Below are 23890 nucleotides of genomic sequence, written 5' to 3'. Positions count from 1 at the left end.
GTTCCTTTGGGAAGACAGGGCAGCTCTGCAGGCTACTTAGCACTCTGCTCTTCTTTCCTTTTATATCTCGGGTTGGACTTTGCCCAGCGCACTGAGCACTGCCAACATCTAACTTGACTTGCAATGAAACATCAGATACTGCTTTTTGCGCTTTTCTCGACGCTGGCACTACCGCTTTGGGCACAACTGCCCAACTACCCTGTTGACGACGACCGGCGTTTGGGCACACCTGAAAAACCTGTGCCAGAGTTGCAATTCATCGGCTTTTTCTTCACACGCCTTACAGGCAGCAACATCGCCCCTGAAAATGAATTTTTGCGCGGCCAAATTATCGGTCGCCTCTTTGGTCCGAACAGTACAACGACTAAGCCACAAATGGCTTTTTATGGTGAAGGTCGCTTCGTGCCTCTTTTTGTCTATCGTCCTGCGCTCTTGGATGGCCTAGCAATTTTTCGTGCTTTGCTCAAGGTTGATGTAACGTGGGGCGATGTCAACTACGGCGTGGGCAATAATGTCGGTGGCGCTATCAATGCTGGCACGGTTAATATCCAGACACTCTTAGCCAATGTAGAGCTTAAAATCAACCCATTTTGGAATGTTGTGATTGGCATTCAGCGCATTTTTGACAATGTGCGCGACCCCAATGTCAATACATTGCAAACCAACCAAACCAGTGGTAACCGCCTCATGTTTTGGGGCACGCAAGGCGTTGGTATCAGTAGCTACTTCAATCTCTCGCCTGTTACAATCGGACGAGTTGGCTACTTTCAACTCTACGAAAACTTTATTGAGATTGATGATGATGTGGTGCTTCTGATGGCAGACATGGAAACACGTCTCAGCGGACTCTGGGAACTGGGTGGCAGCCTTTGGTATCTTTATGACCGTGCGCAAAACGAAGGGGGTGTTTCCATCTTGGGGCAAGGCTTTAATTCTCTGCTTGTAGAGTATAACGGCGGCGCTCGGCTCCAAATTGGACAAAACCGTTACAAAGGCGATGTGCTTTGGGCTGGTTTGAACACCTCATACAATCGCGATTTTATCGGTGGCCGATTTTGGGCAAGCGCGCTCGTGATGTTTAACTTTGGCAACCTCAATCTTTTCACGCCGCAAGGGGTCAGCGCTGGCAACATTGGCATTTTTGGTTACACTGCCCATCTTTCGCTCAGCTACAAGTATGGACAGACGGCTAACGACCGTTTTTCTCTCGAGGCACTTTACACTTCTGGTGATGCCGACAATGCACGCGATGGACAATACTCTGGCGTAGTTACTGGCAACACTTGGGGTTCGCCTGTCGGTATTTTCAGCTCGCATCGCGCTTACCTGCTTTTTCCAGATGTGCAAGTGGTAAATCGCTACTACTCTGCTGTGCACGATATCTCCAACATGGGCTTTGGCACGACTGCTATTTTCCTTAACTACTTCAATAGTCCTGTGCCGAACAAGGTAACACTTAAACTGGGCGCTGCAGCGGCAATTGCCAATCAAACGCCTAGCGGTGTTGGGCGGTTTATCGGTGCAGAAATTAACGGCGAACTTAAATACACACTTGCGCTTTTCCTTGAGATAGGTCTTAGTGCAGCCTATATGGTTAATGGGGATTTTTATGATAGCCCTCTGACGCGACCAGCGGCGTTGGCATCTCGTCCAGCAAACCCTTGGGTCGTATTTGGCACGCTTAGTTGGCTCATGTTCTAGCAAGCCATGTCTTGCATAGACTGCGGAGCAGAACAACGTTCAGCACAGCTCTCTTTTCCAGTATAAGTAGGCACGGCAAAGAAAAACAAGATTCACTTTTTCCATAACAAACTGCTTCAACGCTATGGCTCGGATTCTTTGCACACTGTTTTTCCTTTTGCTCTTAGGTTGCCACAGCGCCAAACTTTACCACGCTGCACCTGTTATGCAGTTCAAGGACATTCCATATCCCTTTCCTACTGAGCAAGCCACGGTGAATGGTGCATTGGTCAGTTACTATGACTCGAAGGGCAATGGCACGCCGCTTGTGCTCATTCACGGGCTTGCCAGCAATGCGGGCTTTTGGCGTTACAACCTCGCGGACTTGCGTCAGCGTGGCTTTCGGGTGATTGCTCTGGATTTACCCGGCTATGGCAAGTCAGGCAAAGCGTATTCGACGCCCTACTCTATGCAGTTTTTTGCAGAAACCGTGCGCGCCCTTTTGCAACATCTTGGCATTCAGAAAGCCGTCTGGGTCGGACACTCAATGGGTGGACAAATCTCGCTTACCGCAGCACTTCTTTTTCCTGAAGCTATTGAGAAAATGGTGCTGCTGTCCCCTGCGGGCTTTGAAGCCTTCAAAGAAGGTGAAGGAAATTGGCTGCGCAATTCCGTTACACCCGACTTTGTCAAAAAAACCCCTCCAGAGCGCATTCGTGCCAACATCGTAGCCAACTTCTACAACTGGGACGACAAGTGGGAGTGGATGGTGGAAGAGCGTACCCGGCTTGTCTCATCAGATGAGTTTGACCGCTTTGCATATGCGGTTTGGAAATCTGTTGGCGCAATGCTTGATGGCTACGTGTGGGATAGATTACATCTCATCTCCACACCGACGCTGGTTATTGCAGGCGAAAACGACAACCTTATTCCTAACCCATTTTTGCACGGCGGCCGCACCCGAGAGGTAATGGAGCAAGGCACCGCCGCAATGAAGAATGCAAAGCTTGCTATGGTGCCCGAGTGCGGTCACATGATTCAAATGGAAAAGAGTGAGCTTGTCAATCAACTGATTGCTGAATTTGCACGCTCCACAGCGGCAGAAAAGTAATCCTCAGCCATCGTCGTAGGCGCTCTCCGTTACCCTAATCTCTCTTACCCTTGCCTCTCTCTGGCACTTCACCGAGAGCAGTGCATATGTCGCACTGCTCTTTGAACGCTTTCTCTTACCTTGACTCTCTTTGTAGAAGAGACTACCTCAGTTGGCAGGGTAGAGAGTTACTACTACCGAACCACCACGCTATTCGCAATCAGCGTTATTTGAAAAATCTTGATTACCTATTACTTTTCGCTCTATGTGAGCTGCTACATGCAGAATTGCTTTTTGCAGTCTATCACAACTTAAACTTAATCCTGTCAGAGATGAAGAAACTTCTTTGCTTGTTCATTCTGTCTGCGCTTTTTGTTAATGCCGCTTGGGCGCAGGTGCCAAGCTTTGTCAAGACGATGGTTCAGCGTAAGGAATTTGACCGCGCAATTGCTGAGCTTGAGCGCATCATCAAGGAAAATCCGGGCAATATGGAGGCTTACTATGTTTTAGGCAATGTTTATTATGAGAAGGCTCAAAATGACAAGCGGGCAGAAGATTACCGCAAGGCTACGCAGAACTACCGCAAGGTGCTTTCAATGAAGTCAACTGAGAAGCAAGCCCCTGTCTTTCAGCTTCAGGCAGAGAACACGATTCGCACAATGTGGGCAATTGTGTTCAATGATGGTGTCAATGCCTTCAATGAGGCCGTGCAGCAGAAAGATGCTGCAAAGCGAAATGCCGGTATGGACACAGCAATTACGAAGTTCAAACTCGCTATTGAAATCGTGCCCGATAGTATGCAAGTCTATATGCCGTTGGCACGTGCTTACATTGTAGAGGGCAAATACGCCGAAGCTGAGCCAGTGCTAAGAAAATACATTGAGTATAACCCCGACGATGTAGATGCCTATACCTTGATTGACTTTGCACTGGAAAAGCAGGAAAAATTTGCTCAGGCGGTCGAGATGTTAGAGATTGTGGTGAGGCGCGGCAAAGCCACTCCCGATACCTACAACCGTTTGATGGTTGCTTACATTCGCGCCAATCGTATCAGTGATGCCGAGAAGCTCTTGGACAAAGCTCTGGAAAATCCTACGCCTGACATTAAGAAAACAGCGGTGCCGCTCTTACGCTATGTTGCACAGGTGCTTGCGGACAGCGGAAAGTACGAAGCGGCTATCGCTAAGCTTGAGCGTGCCTTACAGCTTGACCCTACGGTCTCTGACGCTGCTTACAACTACGCGGTCTATCACATTCAGCTTGTTGACAAGTACAAGAAGGCTTTTGAGGATAGCGTGAAGGCTGCAAATAAAGGCAAAAAGAAGGTGAAAATTCCTGAATACACTGGCGGTGCTCCCTACTATGAGCGGGCTCTTCAAGTGCTCCGCCCTGCAGCCGAGCGAGAAAATACTAAGCAATACTGGCGCCTAATGGCAAAACTTTATGCGCTGCTTGGTCGCAACGCTGACTCCAAAGAAGCTCTGAACCGAGTGAATACTGCTAAGGAAGATAGCTAACTTGCCTCATACAGCCCTGCATATCTCTGCAGGGCTTTTTCGTTTTCTACCTAACTGATGACCGATGCGACACTGCCTCTGGGCTGTTTTCTTGCTTTGCGCCGCACAAAGTCTGGGTCAGCCTTTTTGGAAAAATGCCGAAATGCGCGCCGCCAAAGAGGCTTCTGACCAGCGCCGAGTTGGTCTTCTGCTGTCACACTTAGACAAATCCGATGCGCTTGATGCATTTGTGCTCTATGAGCTGGCTAGCGTGCAATCCGATAGTGCAATTGACGCGATTTTGCGCAAACTCTCCTCCCCCTCTGCACGCGTGCGCGAGTATGCGGCATTAGCACTGGGACAAACTCTTCGGCTTTCTCCTAATGCCTCCCGCTTTGAGGATACTGTGCTGGCCTTGATTGCTGCTGAAAAAAACCGTGCGGTGCGCTACGAGCTAGTTATTGCACTTGGGCACTTTGCCAGCTGCTCCGCAATGGAAAAACTCTTGGATTTGAACTTGAAGGATAGGGTCTTAAAAGACGCTATTGCTGAGGCTATTGCACGCGCAGCACTGCGCCGAGTCGTTTCTGAAAAACTTACTGCTGCCGCTGCTTTGCTTTACAGGGAAACCGCACGCTCACCGATGTTTAACTTTGCGCTCTATGCCCTGTCTCGCATTGGCGACAGCACCTTACTTGCGCCGCATCAACATGTCCTTCTTGCTGCGCTTCGTGCACAAAATGCTGACCAGCGCGCTCTTGCTGCTACTGCTTGTGCTTCTTTGCGCACCCCTGAATCACAAGCTGCTTTGCTGAATGCAATGCACGACACAGATTGGCGTGTGGCTGTTAATGCCCTCCGTGCGCTCAGTCGCTACCCTACGCCAGACGCTGCAGCACTTTACGAGGCAGCTCTGCCGCTCCTAAGGTCACCAAACTACCACTTGCAGAAAGAAACGCTGCACCTGCTCTTGCGCTATGCACCCTCTGACGAGTTGCATGCGTCGGCTTCATTTTCTGCTTTGCTCTCAGCTGTAGAGCTGCTTTGTGAGTCTTCATCGCTTGACATTCAGACCGACGCTTTGCAAACGCTGGCAGTGCTTGCGCCTGACAGAGCTGCTAGCAAAATCCAGCAGCGAATATCTGCGCCCACGCAAGCGATGCTGACCGCTATGGGTACTCTGGCATGGCGAGAAAAGCAAGTGCGCCCCGAGTGGCTTTCGGTGCTCCAAGAAAGTGCCCTCGATACCACCTCGCCGCTAGCCACCGCAGCTATTCGCTCACTTGGCAATGCATTAAAAATCGCTCGTCACGATAGCACAATTTCACACTCAATTGTGCGCACCTTAGAGCAAGCAATGGTGCTTCATGCCCGCTCTGCCGCATCAAACACTTCTGCAGTTCAGGCGGCTGCAGAAATTCTTTCTGATTCACTTGCTTTTTCTCCGCAGTCAGCTTCTGCATTTCGTCAAACACTCTCCATCCTTCGCTCTGAGCACGATGCAGAAACCGTGATGATGCTCTTGCAAGCTCTTGTTCGCTTGCAAGGCAGCGCTGCTTTGCCTGTACTTGAACAGTATTTTCTCGATAGAGAACTTTCCGTGCGCAAGACTGCGGCGGAGCTATACCTGCGCCTTACTGGTCAGCGTCCAACAGTTGACCTTTCCATCCGTCCGCCTGCCGTAGATTGGGCGTTTTTCAATCGCTTCTCTCGCAATCCACTTGCCACTATTGAGACCACGAAAGGGTCAATTACTGTTGAGCTATTTATTGAGGAAGCACCTTTCACTGTGCGCAATTTTATCAAGCTCGCTGAGGCGAAGTTTTACGACGGGCTGCGCTTTCACCGTGTCGTGCCTAATTTTGTGGTTCAAGGTGGCGACCCGAAAGGCGATGGCACTGGTGGTCCTCCTTATTCCATTCGCACGGAGTTTACGCGCCGCCGTTTTGAACGCGGTATCTTAGGTCTGGCATCAGCGGGCAAAGATACCGAAGGTTCGCAGTTTTTTATCATGCATTCCCATCACCCTCACTTAGACGGGCGTTACACCGCCTTCGGTCTGGTCAAGCGAGGCATGAATGTGGTCGATAGGCTTGAGGTAGGCGACCGCATTCTGTCTATTCGCATCACTGGACGTTAAGCACAAACGGTTTGTGTGTGACTGACAGAGTGTCTTCCAGAAGGCTTCAGCAAGTGCCACTGTTTCTGCTGCGCTTTTTGCTGCGCTCATCGCACGCAGCAGTGCAGAGCCGACCACGACTCCGTCTGCAACCTCGAGAATTGATGCGGCTTGCTCAGCAGCCTCAATGCCAAACCCTACGACGAAAGGCTTTTTCGCATTGCGCCGCACACGCTCTAAGTAAGGGCGTATCTGGCTTGTGTCTTGCGCTGAGAGCTTCCCTGTGCCTGTTGTGGCATTTACAGAAATTGCGTAAAGAAAGTGGGTTGCCAGCGCATCAATTTTCTGAATGCGCGCTTCGCTTGTTACAGGTGAGATTAAGAAGACCAGCGCTAAGTGCTGTGCGATGCACTTTTGGCGAAACTCCTCTGCTTCTTCAGGCGGCAGGTCGGGCACAATCAGCCCATCGACACCCACTGTTTTTGCCTCTGCTAAAAATCGCTCTATGCCATACTGCAAGATGGGGTTAATGTAGCCCATTACGATGAGTGGAATCTGCAGCGGCTCTGGTGATGCTGTGCGAGCTTTGTAAATCCATTCCAAGAGCTTCGGCAGCGTTACGCCATTTCGGATGGCTACCTGCGCAGCGTCTTGAATGGTGCGGCCGTCTGCCAGTGGGTCACTATGTGGAAACCCCAACTCAATCACATCTGCACCACTGCGTTGGAGTGCCAAGAGTGTTGGCACGGTTGTATTTGGCACAGGAAATTCTGGCATCAAGTAAGGAATCCACATTTTTTTGCACTGCCACTGCAAGCTCTCAAGACGATTCATCAGCAGGTCGGTTTATTTTACACTCGCCCCAGAGCAATTGCCACAATGCCTGTTAGCATTGCCCATTTGAGCAGTGTATTGAGTTTGTAGAAATTTTCTTTGGTCTGCACTTGCCATGCGCGCACCACTGTAAAAGCAATTATCGCATCGGTCGTGCAAAGCACACTCCAGAGATACCACTTGCCGTATAGCCCTTGCAGATACGGCAAAATAGAAAGTGCTACCACCAGCACATAGAGTAGCGTAATTACCCAGAGCGAGCCGATCGTCCCGATTTTGAGTGGTAAGGTCTCTGCGCCACCTTTCTTGTCACCTTCGGTATCTTCGAGGTCTTTAAGAATCTCCCGCCCCAAGTTGAAGAGAAAGCTAAATGCAACAGGGAACCATACTTCTTGCAGGTCGCCAACAACTAATGCCGCATATATTAGTCCTGTGCTTACCACACCGGCCACCACAAGATTTCCAACTAAGGCGACGCGTTTTAAGACAAGGCTATACGCGTAGAGCACTGCACTTGCACCAATTGCAATACTGGTGTGCAGAGGCGAAATGAAGGCTGACAGTGCAATTCCTGCTGCAGTTAAGGCAAACCATTCGGCTTGAGCATCTTTCGGTGAGAGTCTACCACTTGCTAAGGGTCGTTTGGGCTTGTTGATGCGGTCAATTTCTATGTCCATCACATCGTTGATGACATTAGCTGCTGCGCCGACCAGCGTGCCCGAAAGTGCAGCTAGCCACACTTTCGGTTCTGCGAAGGCCTCGGTTCCAGCTGCGACAAATGCGCCGAGCAAAATGGCTAAAAAAAACAGCCCTACATTGGAGGGGCGTGTTAGCACCACACATGCTAATGCTTTAGACCAAAGTGGTGAGGAAACTGTCATTTGGGTCTTGCTATGTTCTCCCGCTGATTTTCTGTTTCATCCTTTTCTTGACTTGCGGCACTGCTTAGCACATCTGCTTTGTCAATATCCACCATTTCTACCCCTTCCAGATATGTCTTGGTTGAATATTCTTTGAGGTTCATCAGCTTACGCACAACCATTTCAATTCGCTTGCCTTGTTCGTAGACGCGCTCCAGCATTCGCTTAATTTTTTCAATATCATCTTCTTGCAGAGGCTTTTTCGTGATACGCACTTTTGCAAGTTCCAGAAAGCCCAAAAGTCCCGTCAGCGGATTGTTAATTTCGTGTGCCAATGTTGTTACCATTGCTATTGATGCATTCAGGCGCTCCAACTGCAAGATTTGCTCTTGCAGGTCTAAAATGCGCTGTGCAACCTGAATGCGCGCCAGCAGTTCACTCGGTTCAAAAGATTTGTGAATGTAGTCATCGACCCCTTCCATCAAGGCCCGCACTTTTTCCATTGGCTTACCCAGTGCAGTAATCATGATGAAATAGATGCCTTTCGTTTTTGGATTTTGCCGAAGGCTGCGGCATAAATCCAATCCATCTCGTCCGGGCATTGCTTTATCGCAGACGACAATGGGAATATCCTGGGCTTCTAAAATTCTTTCAGCTTCATCGGCGCTGCTTGCTGTCACCACTCTGCATCCGCTTCTCTGCAACTGGCGTGAAGTAACCTGCAGCACTGCTATGTCATCATCGACAAGCAGAACAGTCCGTTCCTTTCGCCCTGATAGTGGTTCATGCCCCCCTTGCATTCTGCCATTGGTTGGTTAAAGTTTGGCACTGCGAAACGGCATGTTGCAAGGTAACAAAAAAATTGCATTGATTTTGCCTTTTGTGCATCGCACTTTCTTCTGGTGAAAACAGCCTCACATTGCTCGCTGTCTTGCACACACGCTTACCGCCGTCCGCGCCTACCGTCTCACTCTTCTCTTCCTCACATTGTTTTGTAACTTTCATCAGTTAGACTAACTTCCTAAAAAACTCTATCAACACACTCACTTCAATGAGACGCATTTTCTTTTTGCTCTTTTTTGCCATAGCCCCTACGCTCTATGCCCAAATCGACTCGGCTTACATTGCAGCTCGGTATCGCGAGACGGCTTTGCGCATCATCGCTGCTGCAATGAAGGATAGCGTTGCTTTCGAGCGACTTGCCGAACTTTGCGATACCTTCGGCCCACGCCTCAGCGGCTCAGAGAATCTTGAGCGTGCAATAGACTGGTGTCTTGCTAAAATGAAAGCCGATGGCTTCGACAATGTGCGCGGTGAGCCTGTAATGGTGCCTCGCTGGGTGCGCGGTGCAGAAAGCTGTGAACTTGTTTCGCCTCGCCCACACAAGATGGCTGTAATGGGCTTAGGTGGCACTATCCCGACCCCAAAGAAAGGTATCACCGCAGAGGTGCTGGTGGTTCGCGATTTTGATGAGCTTGAAGCTCGAGCTGCTGAAGCCAAAGGCAAAATCGTGTTGTTCAACACGCCTTTTACGCAGTATGGGCAAACGGTGCGTGTGCGCACACTTGGTGCACAGCGTGCAGCAAAGGTTGGCGCAGTAGCTAGCCTTATTCGCTCTGTCGGTCCCTTTTCGCTCTACACCCCCCACACTGGTGCAATGACATATGTCGACTCCATTCCCAAAATCCCACATGCAGCTATTTCGCTGGAAGATGCAGAAATGCTTGCTCGAATGCAGAAGCGCGGGCAAAAGGTGGTGGTCAAACTCCTTCTTAATGCAAAACAGTTGCCTGATGCGCCCTCTCGCAATGTAATTGCTGAAATTCGAGGCACAGAAAAGCCAGACGAAGTCGTAGTTTTTGGCGGACATATTGATTCATGGGACGTTGGGCAAGGTGCAATGGACGATGGTGGTGGCTGTGTCGCCGCCTGGCATGCGCTCAAAATCATCAAGGATTTGGGGCTTCGAGCACGCCGCACCTTGCGCGTAGTGCTCTGGACAAATGAGGAAAATGGCTTTCGTGGCGCCACTGCATATGCCGATGCACATAAGCACGAGCGGCATGTGCTTGCAATTGAATCTGATGCGGGTGTCTTTAAGCCCACAGGCTTCGGCTTTACGGGTCGTGATTCTGTTCTACAAATCGTGAAAGCGATTGCACATCTGCTCGCACCGATTGAAGCCAGTCGCATTACCATCGGTGGCGGTGGCGCTGATATTGCGCCTCTAATGCAGCAGGGTGTGCCCGGTTTAGGCTTGCAAGTTGACGGCACTCGCTACTTCTGGTATCACCATACGCATGCTGACACAATTGACAAGCTTAATCCAGAAGAGCTGAATCGCTGCGTGGCGGCTATGGCGATTATGGCATTTGTTGCCGCTGACCTCCCGTAGCCCTCGTTAGGCCATCATGCGGTAACACTCCACTGAGGATGGAGTCGGCAGGTATCGTATCTGCCAAACCAGTCCAGCTGCTTGTTTCGGCTTTGCCGAAAGAAACGGCGTGGTGCGGTTACACAGCCCACAGCCGCTATCATACAACACAAGATAGACCGGCAGCTTTATCTCTGGTTGTCATTTATGGCGAATCACCCCCAAACTTTGGCGTCACTCCGATGTTGTAGAAAATGAAAGCGTAAATGTCGGTTGCCGCTTCTAATGCTTTCTTGGTGCTGACTGCGCCATGCCCAGATTTGGTCTCAATGCGAATGAGAATTGGGTTGTTGCCCTTGTATTTTTCCTGCAGTGTGGCTGCATACTTGAAGCTATGCGCTGGCACCACACGGTCGTCATGGTCAGCTGTGGTAATGAGCACGGCAGGATAATTCAAGCCTTCTTTGATGTTATGCAAAGGCGAGTAGGAATAGAGCACTTTGAACTCTTCGTAATTTTCGCTCGAGCCGTAGTCTGCAATCCAATTCCACCCAATTGTAAATTTGTGGAAGCGCAACATATCCATTACCCCGACTTCAGGAATTGCCACTCGAAAGAGTTCTGGCCGTTGATTGATGACCGCTCCGACTAGCAAGCCGCCATTTGACCCACCTTGAATGGCTAACTTTTCTGGCGAGGTGTACTTCTCCCGAATGAGAAATTCAGCGGCTGCGATGAAGTCATCGAAGACATTTTGCTTTTTGAGCTTCATTCCCTGCTCATGCCACTTTTCGCCATACTCTCCGCCGCCACGAATGTTTGCTACAGCGTAAATCCCACCTTGCTCCAGCCACGCAATCCTGAGCGGGTTGAAACTGGGATTTAAACTGATATTAAACCCACCGTATCCATAAAGCAATGTCGGATTTGCACCATCTTGTCTTAAGCCTTTCTTGTGCACGATGAACATCGGCACGCGCGTGCCGTCTTTGCTTTGGTAGAAGACTTGCTTTGTCTCGTAGTCGGTTGAATTGAACTTTACTTCTGGCTTGCGAAAAAGTTCAGACTTTTTGGTGAGAATGTTGTAGCGATAAATTGTTGGTGGAAAGGTAAAGGAAGTAAAGGTGTAGAAAACTTCCTTATCGCTTTTTTCCCCCTCAAAGCCACTCACAGTGCCTAAGGTTGGCAGATCAATTTCGTTCTCGAATCGTCCGTTGTAGTCATACACATAGACGCGATGAGCAACATCCTTCATATAGACGGCAAAGAGCTTTCCACCCGCCGAAGTGATGTTAGCCAGCGGCTCAGGCTTTTCAGGCAGAATAGTCTTCCAATTTTTCTCCTCCGGCTTTTTAGGGTCAATCAGCACGACTTTGCGATTTGGTGCTTGCCTATTGGTTACAACCAAAAGTTTATCGTCAAGGTTGTCAATGACAGCAAAGTCATCATCAAAGCTTGTTACGATAGGTCGGAAGGTTTTGTCTCCCTTTTTGTGGTCGCGCACATAGAGCGCATTGCCATCTTTGCCTTTGCCTCGGTCAGAGACAGAGAGAATTGAAAAGCGTTCATCTTCGGTTGTTGTGAGAATGTGAAAACGGAGCGGGTTTTCTTTGTCTTCGAAGACCAATTCATCTTTTTCCTGTGGCTCGCCAATTCGATGATAGAAAACCTGATGATTTTCATTTTTGGCAGAGAGCTTGCGATTGGTATCGGTTGGAGCGGGGTAACGGCTGTAGTAGAATCCATTGCCCTGCCACGCAATGCTTGACACTTTGACCCAACGCAACACATCGGGCAGTTTGGTTTTGCTAGCAACCTCCATCACATACACTTCCTGCCAATCTGAGCCACCTCTGGAGAGGCTATACGCAGCATACTTTGCATCCTTTGACACTGCAAATAAGCCAAGTCGCACTGTTCCATCTTCAGAGAAGGTGTTTGGGTCTAAAAAGACTTCAGGCTTACCGTCCAGTCCTTTCTGCACATACAGCACGCTTTGATTTTGCAAGCCATCGTTTTTGTAGAAGAAGTAATACTCACCTTTGCGAAAGGGTGTGGAGTATTTTGGGTAGTTGTAAAGCTGCTCCAAGCGCTCGTAGAGCTTTTTGCGGAAGGGAATGCGCTCCAAGTAGGCAAAAGTAACCTTGTTCTGTGCCTCGACCCACTGCTTGGTTTCTTCGGAGTAATCGTCTTCCAGCCAGCGGTAGGGGTCAGGGACTTTGATGCCGAAGTAGTCATCGACTTGGTCAACCTTTTTGGTAACTGGGTATTGAAGTGCTTGTGCGTCTGCCTGCAAAGCGGCGGCAAGAATCATAGCGAAAAAAAGTATGAGCGTTTTCATTATTCAATGTGTTTGGGTAAAGAAGTAAGGCTTCAATATACGACCGATATAGAGAACCTGAAACCCTGCCCGTGCTGCAGGGTTAGCAAGGCTGATACACTGCTTTCGCTAAACCGTCTGGGATTTTTTCCGTGCCTTGAAGAATCGGTGCAATGCTGGGGCCACAATGAGCGTTACGGCTAACCCAATAAGTGTGTAGAGTGTCCAAGCGATGGTAGTGCGTGTTACCACAGCGGTCATTGCTACGATGCTGGCCAGAAACCCAACCATTGCGGCTCGCCTGTCCACTTCTTCCTGAAACAGTGAGAGAAAGAACACGCCCAGCAACCCTCCGTATGTGAATGATGCAATGCTCAGCGCCACTTCTACCACGGATTGGCCTAACCCCAGATAGCTCACGGCTGAAAGTGTTAGCACACCCGACCAAACCAAGCTGACTATTTTAGACAGCCGCAGCTTTTTTTCTGGCGAAGCCGTGCGCCCCTTTTCGGTTGCAGCATAAAGGTCAAAGACCGTTGAACTTGCAATCGCATTGATTGCGCTTGAGAGCGTCGACATAGCTGCCGCTAGTAGGGCCGCCACCACCAAGCCTGACACACCTGCTGGCAAGCCTGAAATGATAAACTTTGAGAAGACCTCATCACTGCGAAATGGTGCTCCATTGTAGAACACATACAGTAGGCTGCCAATCAAAAGAAACAGCGCAAACTGCACCAACACGATTGCGCCACTTGCAATGAGCGCCTTTTGACTGCTCTGGAGGTTATCCGTCGCAAACAGCCGCTGCACGATGATGTAGTCTGCCCCGTGTGAGGCCATTGAAAGAAAAGCACCGCCTACTACCGCAAGGAAAAACTGATAGGGCGAGAAAAAGAAGTTTTCCCACTTGAAGTTGAACACTTCAAATTTGCCTTGTGCCGCAATCCGTTCTAATGCTTCAGCAGGTGCAGGCAAACTGCTCAGCAGCAGCACTACCGATAAGAGTCCGCCCAGAAGGTAAATCACCAGTTGCAGCAAGTCGGTCCAGATTACTGCCCGCACACCGCCAAAGAGCACATACACCAGCGTTGCCAGTGCGATGAGCACAATCGCACTGGCGTACAGTGTGGTATCAGGCACTTCTGAAAAGAGATGGTAACCACGCAAAATCGCCACGAGTGGAATAGCTGCTGCATACAACCGCACCCCATCGGCAAAGACACGCGTGATGATAAACACAACAGACGCCAGCTTTCGCATTGCTACGCCAAAGCGCGTTTCCAGTATGGCATAGACTGTGCTCAGGCGACCTTCATAGTAGCGCGGTAAAAAAAAGAACGCAACCACTGTTCGCCCAATCACATAACCCAATGCTAACTGCAAAAACTGCCAATTGCTACGATAGGCAATGCCCGGCACGGAGAGAAAGGTCAGTGCAGAGGTCTCTGTTGCCACAATCGAGAATGCAACCACAAGCCAGTGAATTTTCTTCTCTGAGAGAAAGTAGTCGTGTGCAGAGCTTGGCTTACCGCCTTTGAACAGTCCAAAGAGCGCCACTCCTACCAGATATCCCACGACGATTGCCCAATCCAGCCAAGAAAATTCGTTCATCTACGATTTTTTCTTGCTTTTTGCCTTGCGTGCGGGCGCTTTGGTTACGGCTGCTTTCTTGCTTTTGCGAGTCGTCGACCTCTTTGCCTTGCCTGCTTTTGCAGTCGTCCGCTTTGCGGATTTTTTTGCTGGCTTGCTCTCACCTTGCTCAACGAAGTCTGGGCTTTCTTCTTCGAGCGATAGCTCAAGGTCGGGAATGCTTTCTTCGGGCAATTCAGGGAGGTTTTCTAACAGCTCGTCTTCTTCATCTTCATCCAAGTCAGTGTGATTGACGTGTTTGGTTGCTGCAGCAGGTACTTTGATTTTTTCTTTGTCTTCCTTGCTTTCTTCAGGTTCGTCGGTTTCGACGGTTTCAAGGTTATTCAGCACATCTTGGATAGAGTTGAAAATGTAGAGCTGCTTATCGAGGTGTGTCATTTTGAGCAAATCGCGTACGGGCTCTCGCACGCCGACAAACGCCGCAAAACCATCGTGAGCCAGTGTTGTGCGATGTGCCAGCAATAGTGAGCCAATCCCACTGGAGTCAATTGCTTGCACTTGTGAAAGGTCAATCACAAGATACTTCTCACCTTCGCCTTCAATCATCAGCGCCAGCTTCGATTTGAAATGTGGGGCAATCGAAGCATCTAAGCGCTTTTCGTGTAGCTTTAGAATCGTCAGCCCCTTCTTCGTCTCTGTTGTGAGTTTCATTGATAGAGCTTATTGGAAAACTGGTTGTGGGAATATAGAAATAACTCTTTGCAGCGCAAATGCAATATCCTGCTCGCGCTCTGGCGCCGCTATCCAGTGCACGCTTAGCTTATTTCGGAAAAAAGTTATTTGCCGCTTGGCGTAGTTACGCGTGTGCTGCTGAATTTGCGCAATCGCCTCTTCGAGTGAGTGCTTGCCTTCAAACATCTCAAAAAGCTCCTTGTAGCCAACTGTTTCTAAGGCATTGATTTTTTCTTGCTGGTGCTGCCGACCAAATTTTTCATAGAGCCAGCGCGCCTCTTCCAGCAAGCCTTTTCGCATCATTTCCAGCACGCGTGCATTGATGCGGGCGTAGAGCACAGGGCGCGGTAGTGCTAAGCCTATCACGCAAAAACTAAAGCGCGGTGCTCGATGCGCCCGCCGCTGCAACTCAGAGACCCTCTCGCCTGTCAGTTCAATGATTTCAAGACTACGAATGAGTCGTTGTGTTTTGGTTGGGTCTAAGGTTTGGGCTTGCTGGGGGTCTATGGATTTCAACCTTGCGTAGAGTGCTTGCGCGCCAAGTGTATGTAGCTCTTCGTAGAGCCGCTTTCGAACTTCAGGGTCACTTTTCGGCAATGCTGCCAAGCCTTGCACCAAACTTTGCACATAGAGCGTCGAGCCGCCCACCACAATTGGCACTTTGCCTCGCGATAGAATCTCTGCAAGACGTGTCTCGGCTTCTGCTGCAAATGTTCCTGCATCATAAGGTGCAGGCAGAGAGCGTTCATCAATGAAGTGATGCCGGACTTGCTGCAGTTCTTCCTTGCAAGGTTTGGCAGAACCAATCGTCAATTCGCGGTAAATTTGGCGCGAGTCTGCAGAGACAATCTCCGCATCCAGATGCGTTGCAAGTCGTAAGGCAAGCGCGCTTTTACCTGAGGCGGTTGGACCTACGATTGCTAAAATCTTTACCTGTTCTTTCACGCTTGTTTCTTTGCCATCACTCACTTTTCTCTAACAGTGCTGCCAAATCTCTTTCCCAGCTTATCGTTGGGGTCTCCACAATTCGCCCAATCTCTTGACCTGCTTTCAGCACAATCAGCGTGGGCACACGCTTAACTTGGAATTTTTCGGCAGTGCCAGTTTCCTCACGCTTTTTGCGGTCAACGCCATAGACTGCAGTGCGTTCTGGTGCAATGCCTGCTGCGCGCAGCACCTTAAAAATTTTCGGCATTCCGTCTCGGCTGTCGCCGCACCAGCTACCGCCAAAGAGCAGAAACGTAATGTCGGGCGACTGTGCTTTTGCCGCAATTTTACGCACGGCAAGGCTGTCGGGCACATAGTCGGCTGCTTCGTAATCGTCCCATTTAGCTTCTTTTTGCCAGTCTTCCCATGAGCAAAGCCCTAGCACCATATTAGCTGGCTTGCTGCTCTCTGCGCTTTGGCTTGGCGGGCTTGCATTCTGTGCCGCTGCGCATCCGCATAGTACCAGTGCCGCCACTATCCATTTTTTGTTTGATTTAGAGATACTCCTTGCCCCAAAGAAACTTTTGACGAAGCACATCATAGTAGTTTCGCTTTTCATTGGCTATTAAGTTAATCACCTGCTCAGACTTGCGGATTCGCACCCGATGCTTCGGCGACAGCCTAAGCTGCTGACTGCCATCACAATTGAGCACAAAGCCTTCATCTGGCGTCTCAACTGATAGCTCAATCTGCTTGTCATCGCTGACGACAATTGGGCGCACAGTTAGCATGTGCGGACAAATCGGTGTAATCACAAAGACCCGCGATTTTGGCACGATAATCGGCCCACCTGCCGACATTGAGTAAGCTGTTGAACCAGTAGAAGTGGCTACAATTAGCCCATCGGCACGGTAGTCACTGACGTGGTGTCCATCAATGCGGAGTGAGATGGTAGGCATACGTGGGTAGGCGCCTCGCTCAATGATAATGTCGTTCAGCGCGCGCAGTGTAACCAGTTTCTTACTTGTCTTCACCTGTGCTTCCAATTGCGTGCGTGTCTCGAGCGTATAGTTCTTTTTCAAGATGCGCTCAATCGCTGGATACATTTCATCGACGCTGAACTCTGCAAGAAACCCCACGCGCCCAAGATTGATGCCCAAAATAGGCTTTGGGCCGGCATAGTGCGCTAAGTGCAGGAGCGTGCCATCGCCCCCTAAGGATAGTAAAATGTCGCTGCGCTCACTGATTTCTTCAATGCTGCAGCGACGCTTTTCGCCCAAAATTTTGGCCGCACTTTTCTCAACGATGTAATCTATCTGCCGCTCCTTAAACCACTGAATTAGGGATTCTGCAATGCGCTGCGCATCTGCGCGCAAGATGTTGATGTTGAGCCCGAATGTCACAGAGAAAAATTTTAGGCGCAAATATACACTTCGCTCGCCAATACCGACGGTGTCTTGCGCCTCATGCATGACTCAAATTCCCTACGCTATGAAGCGGCTATCTCCCGCTCTTGGTCAAGGTAGGACTCAACTGGTTCGCACGTGCAGACCAAGTTTCGGTCGCCAAAGGCAGCATCAATGCGGCGCACAGCGGGCCAAACTTTAGCTTCTCGCACAAACGGCAAGGGGTAAGCAGCTCTCTCACGAGAATATGGCTTATCCCAGTGGTCTGACATCACCATCGCTGCAGTGTGTGGCGCATTTTTCAGCACGTTGTTTGTTCGGTCTGCCCGCCCCAACTCAATCTCACGGATTTCCTCTCGGATTGAAAGCAGTGCATCACAGAAGCGATCCAGCTCTGCTTTTGGCTCCGACTCAGTTGGCTCAATCATAATCGTGCCGGCCACAGGGAACGACAGCGTCGGGGCATGGAAACCGTAGTCCATCAGTCGCTTTGCCACATCTTCCGCTTCAATGCCCACCTTTTTGAAGGGACGCAGGTCTAAAATCATTTCGTGCGCACATCGCCCATTACGATTGACATAGAGCACATTGTAAGCACCTTCCAGACGTGCTTTGATGTAGTTTGCGTTCAGAATGGCCATCTTGGTGGCATTCGTCAGCCCTTCGCTGCCCATCATCGCAATGTAGCCAAATGAAATCGGTAAGATAGACGCATTGCCAAACGGTGCAGCCGATACAGCAGAAATCCCCCTTTCCCCACCTGTTTCGACAAGACAATGCTTCGGCAAAAATGGCACAAGATGCGCAGCAACAGCGACGGGTCCTGCTCCTGGACCGCCGCCTCCGTGTGGGATGCAGAACGTTTTGTGCAAGTTCAGATGACACACATCCGCACCGATGGCTGCTGGACTTGTTAGCCCAACTTGCGCGTTCATATTTGCGCCGTCCATATAGACCTGACCGCCCAATTGATGCACTATCTTGCAAATCTCCTGAATTTCTTCTTCAAAGACGCCATGCGTTGAAGGATATGTAATCATCAGGGCAGCCAGATGCTCACGGTGCGCTTCAGCTTTTGCTTTCAAGTCCGCAACATCTACATTCCCCCGCTCATCGCACCGCACTACCACGACCTGCATGCCTGCCATCACTGCGCTAGCAGGATTGGTGCCGTGCGCCGACTGTGGAATTAGCACCACATTACGATGCGCTTCATTGCGAGAACGGTGATAGGCTCGGATGATCATTAGCCCCGTAAATTCGCCCTGTGCACCTGAATTGGGCTGGAAAGACACTGCCGCCAAGCCCGTAATTTCACATAGCCACGCCTCTAACTGCCTTAGGAGTTCCTGATAGCCTCTGGCTTGCGACAGCGGTGCAAAAGGGTGCAGTGCATTAAACTCACGCCACGTGATTGGTATCATCTCTGTGGTGGCGTTGAGTTTCATCGTGCAACTGCCCAGAGGAATCATTGAGTGCACCAGTGACACGTCACGATTTTCCAGTTTTTTCAAGTAGCGCAGCATTTCATGCTCGCTATGGTAGGAGTTAAAGACAGCGTGCGTTAGATACGGTGAAGTGCGCACCAGTGACGATGGCACATCCAGTTCAATGCTTTCTTGCAATTCCTTGAAAGTCGTCTCAAAGAACTCTGGCTTCAGTGTTTTGCGGCACTTGCCCAACACTTCTATCAGCTCTTGCACCTCTTTTACTGTCGTAGTCTCGTCGAGCGCAATGCCGAAGTGTGTTTCATCGTAGCGGCGCAAGTTCATCTGTGCTTCTTCTGCTGCTCGCACACACTGCTCGCATAGCGCCCTGCTTTCTGCATCGACAGTTAGCGTGTCAAAGTGCGTCGTATTAACGATGCGGAAACCTAAGGCACATAGACTACGCCTCAGCAGTGCCGTTAGACCGTAGACGCGCTCCGCAATCGCACGCAATCCTTTCGGCCCGTGATAGATTGCATATGCGGCTGCCACCACTGCTAGCAAAACCTGTGCGGTGCAAATGTTTGAGGTTGCCTTTTCACGGCGAATATGTTGCTCGCGTGTTTGCAGTGCCATACGCAGCGCCCGATGTCCCTCTGCATCAATAGAGACGCCAATCAACCGCCCCGGAATCTGGCGCTTAAATTCTTCGCGCGTGGCAAAGAACGCCGCATGCGGTCCTCCATACCCCATCGGCACGCCAAAGCGTTGCGCTGAGCCAAACACCACATCTGCGCCCATTTCACCTGGGGGCTTGAGCACCGCAAGCGCCAGCAAATCTGCCCCGACAGCGACCGTTACGCCACATTGGTGCGCCATGGTGATAAGCGCTGCGTAATCTTCCACGCTGCCATCGGTATTGGGGTATTGCAGTACCAGTGCAAAGAGGTTCGGATTGGCTAAATCCACTGTTTTTGGATTTCCAACTACCAGCTCAACGCCAATCGGTTCGGTGCGCGTGCGCAGCACATCTATCGTTTGCGGGTGCAACAGCTCCGACGCAAAGAGCATTCTTGCTTGCTGCTTGTTGGCCGGACGCACCGTGTAGAGCAAATGCACTGCTTCAGCCGCTGCAGTTGCTTCATCAAGTAGCGATGCATTAGCTATTGGCATTCCTGTCAGGTCGCACACCATTGTTTGAAAATTCAGCAGCATCTCTAAGCGTCCTTGCGCAATCTCAGCTTGGTAGGGCGTGTAGGCTGTATACCAGCCCGGGTTTTCCAAAATGTTGCGCAAAATCACGGTCGGCGTGAAGGTATCATAGTAGCCCATACCAATGAACGACCTGAAGACCTTGTTCTTTTCAGCTATCGTTTTGATGCTGTTTAGAAACTCTCGCTCTGATTTTGGTGGCGGCAAATTGAGTGGTTTTTTCAAGCGAATCCCATCTGGAATGGTTTGCTCAATCAGCTCATCAAGGCTTGAGACACCAATCACGCGTAGCATTTCCTCCGCATCTTTGAACGATGCATTGTGCCGCAGTTCAAATTTTTCTTGGGCATGCAGGTTAAGTTTCATACTGATGACTCTGGATTAAAATTGAAGTGAAAGTTGCCTTGCGCAGGGTGATAAGAGCTGGTGCAATATGATACTTTTCTGTTGAAAAATTGCGGATATTGTAAATGCAGGCTTTCGCTGGCAAGCCTTTGCTTCAAACCTGTATAAAACTTGGTAAGAGAGGTATGTGCCGCCGTCGCTTTCGTCTTGCATATGCTTCGGTTGTGTTGCGCTATCTGCCAATGTGTGCCCGATAGTCCGCTGCGGTCATTAGGTTTTGAATGTCAGCAGGGTTTGCCACCTTGAGCTTAATCATCCAGCCGTCCTGATACGGGCTTTTGTTTACGATAGATGCATCTTTGAGCGCGGGATTATGCTCTATGATTTCACCTGCCACTGGCAGGAACAAATCTGAAACGGTCTTGACTGCTTCCACTGTGCCAAAGATGTCATTTGCGTTAAGCTTTGTGCCCACCTCTTTGAGGTCGACGAAGACAATATCGCCTAGCTCAGATTGAGCAAAGTCGGTAATTCCCACAACAGCGATATCGTCCTTTTCAAGGTAAATCCACTCGTGTTCTTTGGTGTAACGAAGTGTTTCAGGGAAGTTCATTTCTTTGTAGAAACATGTTTTTATAAAGTTAACACAATTTTCAGAATTGGGTATGCACAGCGAGAAAAGAGCAAGGCGAAACTGCTGCGGAGTGCGCCACTTGCTACTGCCAGCTCCGCTTATTCCCCATTCCGATGCTCTTCTCTTTTCTTCAAAAGGCAGAGCTACGCTGCTCAATGACTGATTTAGCCCCACCGTTTTTGTCTCAATTTGTATTTTTCTTACACTATTTTTTAGGCTCTGCAAATGGCACACATAGTCGTTATCTACAACAGTGTTCCTGACCGCAACGCGCTTACGCACGACCTTAGGTCGGAGCTGGGAGTGCTGCAAGTTGCAGAAGGCGTGGCTGCTGCTCTGCGTCAGATGCATCAAGTCAGCCTTGTGCCTTTCACTGGCGATGTGATTCTCTTAGCGGAGCAACTGCGAAAAGCAAAGCCCGATGCTGTCTTTAATCTCTTTGAAGGTGCGTTTGGCTTTTCTCAGTCGGAAGTATTTGTGCCCATCACGCTTGACTTATTGGGTATTCCTTTTACTGGCTCTCCTGCAAAGACTTTGGAAGTCTGCGTGCAGAAATCGCTCACAAAAAAGATTCTCTTGCGACGTAGTGTGCCGACGCCACGCTTTCAAGTCTTTGATATTGGTGCACCTATTGCCACTGACCTCCCATTTCCGCTGCTTGTTAAGCCTGAACGAGAAGATGCCAGTCTTGGTATTTCAAACGATTCGGTGGTGCGCTCCGAGTCAGAACTCCGTCGTCAGGTCGAGTTTATCTGGAAGCAATTTTCTCAACCTGCGTTGTGCGAGGAGTTTATTGATGGGCGTGAATTTAATGTCGCTATTTTGGGTGACCCTGATTATGAACGCTTCATTGGTCATCCTTTTGCGCCCAAAGTTTTGCCTATCTCTGAAATCAGCTTTGAGAGCTTGCCTGAAGGCTATCCCAGAGTCGTAAGCTACAAAGCGAAATGGGAAGAGTCGAGCCTCGAGTATCAAGGCACAAAGCCAATTTGTCCTGCACCCATTGAACCGAAGCTGGAAGCGCAACTTCGCCAACTTGCGATGAGCGCTTTTCACGCCTTAGGCTGCCGTGATTATGCGCGCATTGATTTCCGCTACTCGCAGAGTGGTCAGCTCTTCGTCATTGATGTCAATCCCAATCCTGACATTTCTCCTGACGCAGGGTTTGCACGCTCTGCCAAAGTCGGTGGATACGACTACTCCGCTTTAATTCAAACTATTGCCGACTTTGCCCTGAACCGAAAGCGACAACTTAGAGACGACTAAGAGCTTATGCGCAGAGAGGTTGCAATCCTTCAAGATTCTATCTCTGACCTTGCCCGTGAAGCGGTGCTGATGCTGAGCGATCCGACTGGTGCTTACCAAATCAATTTCTCACTCGAGACCTTCACGGAAAAGGAACTGCGTGACTTTTTCAAGACAGCTATCGCCGACCTTTGCAGCGACCTTGCCGAAGAAAGCACTGACAAGCTCAAAAAGTATTTGGTTCGCGCAAGCGACTTTCTCTCAGAGCTGCGCATTGATGAGCGCTTGCGTCTGCTTTTGGCCATGAAGAAAGTTTTGCTGCAAAAATTGGCTTCACTGACGATTTACACCACGCCTACTGCAATTCGCATCTCACAAATCATTGATGACTGCATTCTTGAAGTCGCTTATCACTACGAAATTGAGCTAATGAAGTCCGAAACCAGCGATATGCTGGTTGCCGACGAGATTGCTGATGAACTTTATCGCACGCGCAAAAAGCTCGAGAAGCAAAAGCACTTTATCACCTCACTCATTGAAAACTCACCCGATGCTATTACGCTCTTGGACTCTCGACGACGCGTTACGCTTTGGAACAAAGCGGCCACTGAGCTTTTGGGCTACAAGCAAGTGCAAATTGTGGGCAAGAGCCTTGATAAAATCACGGTTGCAGAAGGCGACTTGCGCTCAATTTTGCGAGAGTCAGAAAAGAAAGGCAAACTCTTTGGCGCAGAGCTTACGCTTAAAACGCAAGACGATCGACTTTTGCCCGTCTCCATTTCCGTCTCCACGATTGACACAACATCGGAAAAAGAACCACATTTTGTTGTCGTCATACGCGATGCGTCTGAGCTACGGCAAATGCGCGACCAAGTGATTGACGCCGAGCGGCTTTCAGCTATGGCAAAAATTGCCGGCGCGGTTGCACACGAAGTCCGCAACCCCCTAAACTCGCTTTCGCTCAACCTTGACCTTCTGGAAGACGAACTTGACCTTCATGCCAGCCCTAAGATTCAAAAGCAACTTCTTATCTTGCGCGAGGAAATTGCCAAGCTTAACGATATCGTTAGCAACTACCTCTCACTTTCGCGACTCAATAAGACCGACTTTGTGCTGACCAATATCAGAAACCTCATAGACGTGTGCATTGACAAAGCCGAAGCCAACTTTCTTTTGATGAAGAAACCTGTAAAGTTTAAGCGACTTTATAGCGACTCGCTTCAACTTTTTGCGATGATTGACGAGCGACAGTTCTCACGCGTGCTTGTCAACCTTTTTCAGAATGCACTGGAAGCTTGCAGCGAGAACACAGTGTGTGAAATTGAAGTTGCCATCGGTCAAGAAAATTCGCTGGCTGTGATTGAAGTGCGCGACAATGGCGATGGGCTTTCAGATGATGCACTCGAGAAACTTTTTACGCCTTTTTACTCTACCAAATCTGGCGGCACAGGCTTAGGACTTTACATCGTGCGCGAAATCGTCGAAGCGCATCATGGCGATATTGAAATCAAAAACCGCACCGACCGGCATGGCGCTGTAGCGCGCGTAACCTTGCCGCTGGTCGAAAAACCTGTGTTAGAACCGATTTCATAACCTTTT

General features: G+C 49.7%; 17 protein-coding genes and 1 pseudogene. 7 read left to right on the top strand and 11 right to left on the bottom strand.

What is annotated here, in order from left to right:
• The first annotated feature begins 123 nt into the window (after positions 1-123).
• From NZM05_09895 to NZM05_09880, 4 genes are all read left to right on the top strand, one after another.
• Positions 124-1701, top strand: a complete 1578-nt coding sequence (locus tag NZM05_09895; protein MCS7013924.1) for a hypothetical protein — start codon at positions 124-126, stop codon at positions 1699-1701.
• 124 nt (positions 1702-1825) lie between these two features.
• Positions 1826-2791: an alpha/beta fold hydrolase gene (locus tag NZM05_09890; GenBank protein MCS7013923.1), complete on the top strand. Its 966-nt coding sequence runs from the start codon at positions 1826-1828 to the stop codon at positions 2789-2791.
• 311 nt (positions 2792-3102) lie between these two features.
• Entirely contained in the window at positions 3103-4287 is a 1185-nt protein-coding gene (locus NZM05_09885; protein MCS7013922.1) for a tetratricopeptide repeat protein, read from the top strand.
• Between the two features lie 64 nt (positions 4288-4351).
• The gene (locus NZM05_09880; GenBank protein MCS7013921.1) at positions 4352-6406 is read left to right on the top strand and encodes a peptidylprolyl isomerase; all 2055 of its coding nucleotides are present in this window, start codon (positions 4352-4354) and stop codon (positions 6404-6406) included.
• A gap of 27 nt (positions 6407-6433) precedes the next feature.
• Here the strand turns inward: NZM05_09880 and trpA are convergent.
• The 3 genes and pseudogenes from trpA to NZM05_09865 form a co-directional block, all read right to left on the bottom strand.
• Positions 6434-7225: pseudogene (gene trpA / locus NZM05_09875) on the bottom strand (tryptophan synthase subunit alpha).
• A gap of 11 nt (positions 7226-7236) precedes the next feature.
• The gene (locus tag NZM05_09870) at positions 7237-8100 is read right to left on the bottom strand and encodes a geranylgeranylglycerol-phosphate geranylgeranyltransferase (protein MCS7013920.1); all 864 of its coding nucleotides are present in this window, start codon (positions 8098-8100) and stop codon (positions 7237-7239) included.
• Entirely contained in the window at positions 8097-8879 is a 783-nt protein-coding gene (locus NZM05_09865) for a response regulator (GenBank protein ID MCS7013919.1), read from the bottom strand. The genes NZM05_09870 and NZM05_09865 overlap by 4 nt, the downstream gene beginning before the upstream one ends.
• Before the next feature lie 251 nt (positions 8880-9130).
• Here NZM05_09865 and NZM05_09860 point away from each other — a divergent pair, with 251 nt between their 5' ends.
• The gene (locus NZM05_09860; protein MCS7013918.1) at positions 9131-10474 is read left to right on the top strand and encodes a M28 family metallopeptidase; all 1344 of its coding nucleotides are present in this window, start codon (positions 9131-9133) and stop codon (positions 10472-10474) included.
• A gap of 184 nt (positions 10475-10658) precedes the next feature.
• Here NZM05_09860 and NZM05_09855 read toward each other — a convergent pair whose 3' ends face one another.
• From NZM05_09855 to gcvH, 8 genes are all read right to left on the bottom strand, one after another.
• Positions 10659-12794, bottom strand: coding sequence for a prolyl oligopeptidase family serine peptidase (locus NZM05_09855; GenBank protein MCS7013917.1), 2136 nt, complete (start codon positions 12792-12794; stop codon positions 10659-10661).
• Positions 12795-12902: 108 nt separating this feature from the next.
• On the bottom strand, positions 12903-14384 hold the full coding sequence (locus tag NZM05_09850; protein ID MCS7013916.1) for a sodium:solute symporter: 1482 nt from the start codon (positions 14382-14384) through the stop codon (positions 12903-12905).
• Complete coding sequence (locus tag NZM05_09845; protein MCS7013915.1) at positions 14385-15074, bottom strand: STAS domain-containing protein; 690 nt, start codon at positions 15072-15074, stop codon at positions 14385-14387.
• Between the two features lie 9 nt (positions 15075-15083).
• On the bottom strand, positions 15084-16064 hold the full coding sequence (gene miaA, locus NZM05_09840) for a tRNA (adenosine(37)-N6)-dimethylallyltransferase MiaA (GenBank protein ID MCS7013914.1): 981 nt from the start codon (positions 16062-16064) through the stop codon (positions 15084-15086).
• Positions 16057-16557: a thioredoxin family protein gene (locus tag NZM05_09835; protein ID MCS7013913.1), complete on the bottom strand. Its 501-nt coding sequence runs from the start codon at positions 16555-16557 to the stop codon at positions 16057-16059. Before NZM05_09835 ends, miaA begins: the two co-directional genes overlap by 8 nt.
• Positions 16558-16576: 19 nt before the next feature.
• Positions 16577-17425 carry an NAD(+)/NADH kinase gene (locus tag NZM05_09830; GenBank protein ID MCS7013912.1) on the bottom strand — a complete coding sequence of 283 codons (849 nt, stop codon included), beginning with the start codon at positions 17423-17425 and terminating at the stop codon, positions 16577-16579.
• 86 nt (positions 17426-17511) lie between these two features.
• Positions 17512-20433 (bottom strand): aminomethyl-transferring glycine dehydrogenase, encoded by a 2922-nt coding sequence (gcvP, locus tag NZM05_09825; protein MCS7013911.1) that lies wholly within the window; start codon positions 20431-20433, stop codon positions 17512-17514.
• 211 nt (positions 20434-20644) lie between these two features.
• Positions 20645-21025 (bottom strand): glycine cleavage system protein GcvH, encoded by a 381-nt coding sequence (gcvH, locus tag NZM05_09820; protein MCS7013910.1) that lies wholly within the window; start codon positions 21023-21025, stop codon positions 20645-20647.
• Between the two features lie 246 nt (positions 21026-21271).
• On the opposite strand from gcvH, the gene NZM05_09815 reads away from it, so the two are divergent.
• Together NZM05_09815 and NZM05_09810 are read left to right on the top strand one after the other, a co-directional pair.
• Complete coding sequence (locus NZM05_09815) at positions 21272-22312, top strand: hypothetical protein (GenBank protein MCS7013909.1); 1041 nt, start codon at positions 21272-21274, stop codon at positions 22310-22312.
• Positions 22313-22318: 6 nt separating this feature from the next.
• Positions 22319-23884 carry an ATP-binding protein gene (locus NZM05_09810; GenBank protein MCS7013908.1) on the top strand — a complete coding sequence of 522 codons (1566 nt, stop codon included), beginning with the start codon at positions 22319-22321 and terminating at the stop codon, positions 23882-23884.
• Positions 23885-23890: the final 6 nt, after the last annotated feature.

The sequence above is a fragment of the Chloroherpetonaceae bacterium genome (genome assembly GCA_025056565.1).
Classification (GTDB): Bacteria; Bacteroidota; Chlorobiia; order Chlorobiales; family Thermochlorobacteraceae; genus Thermochlorobacter.
This window is presented reverse-complemented; position numbering and strand designations above follow the sequence as displayed.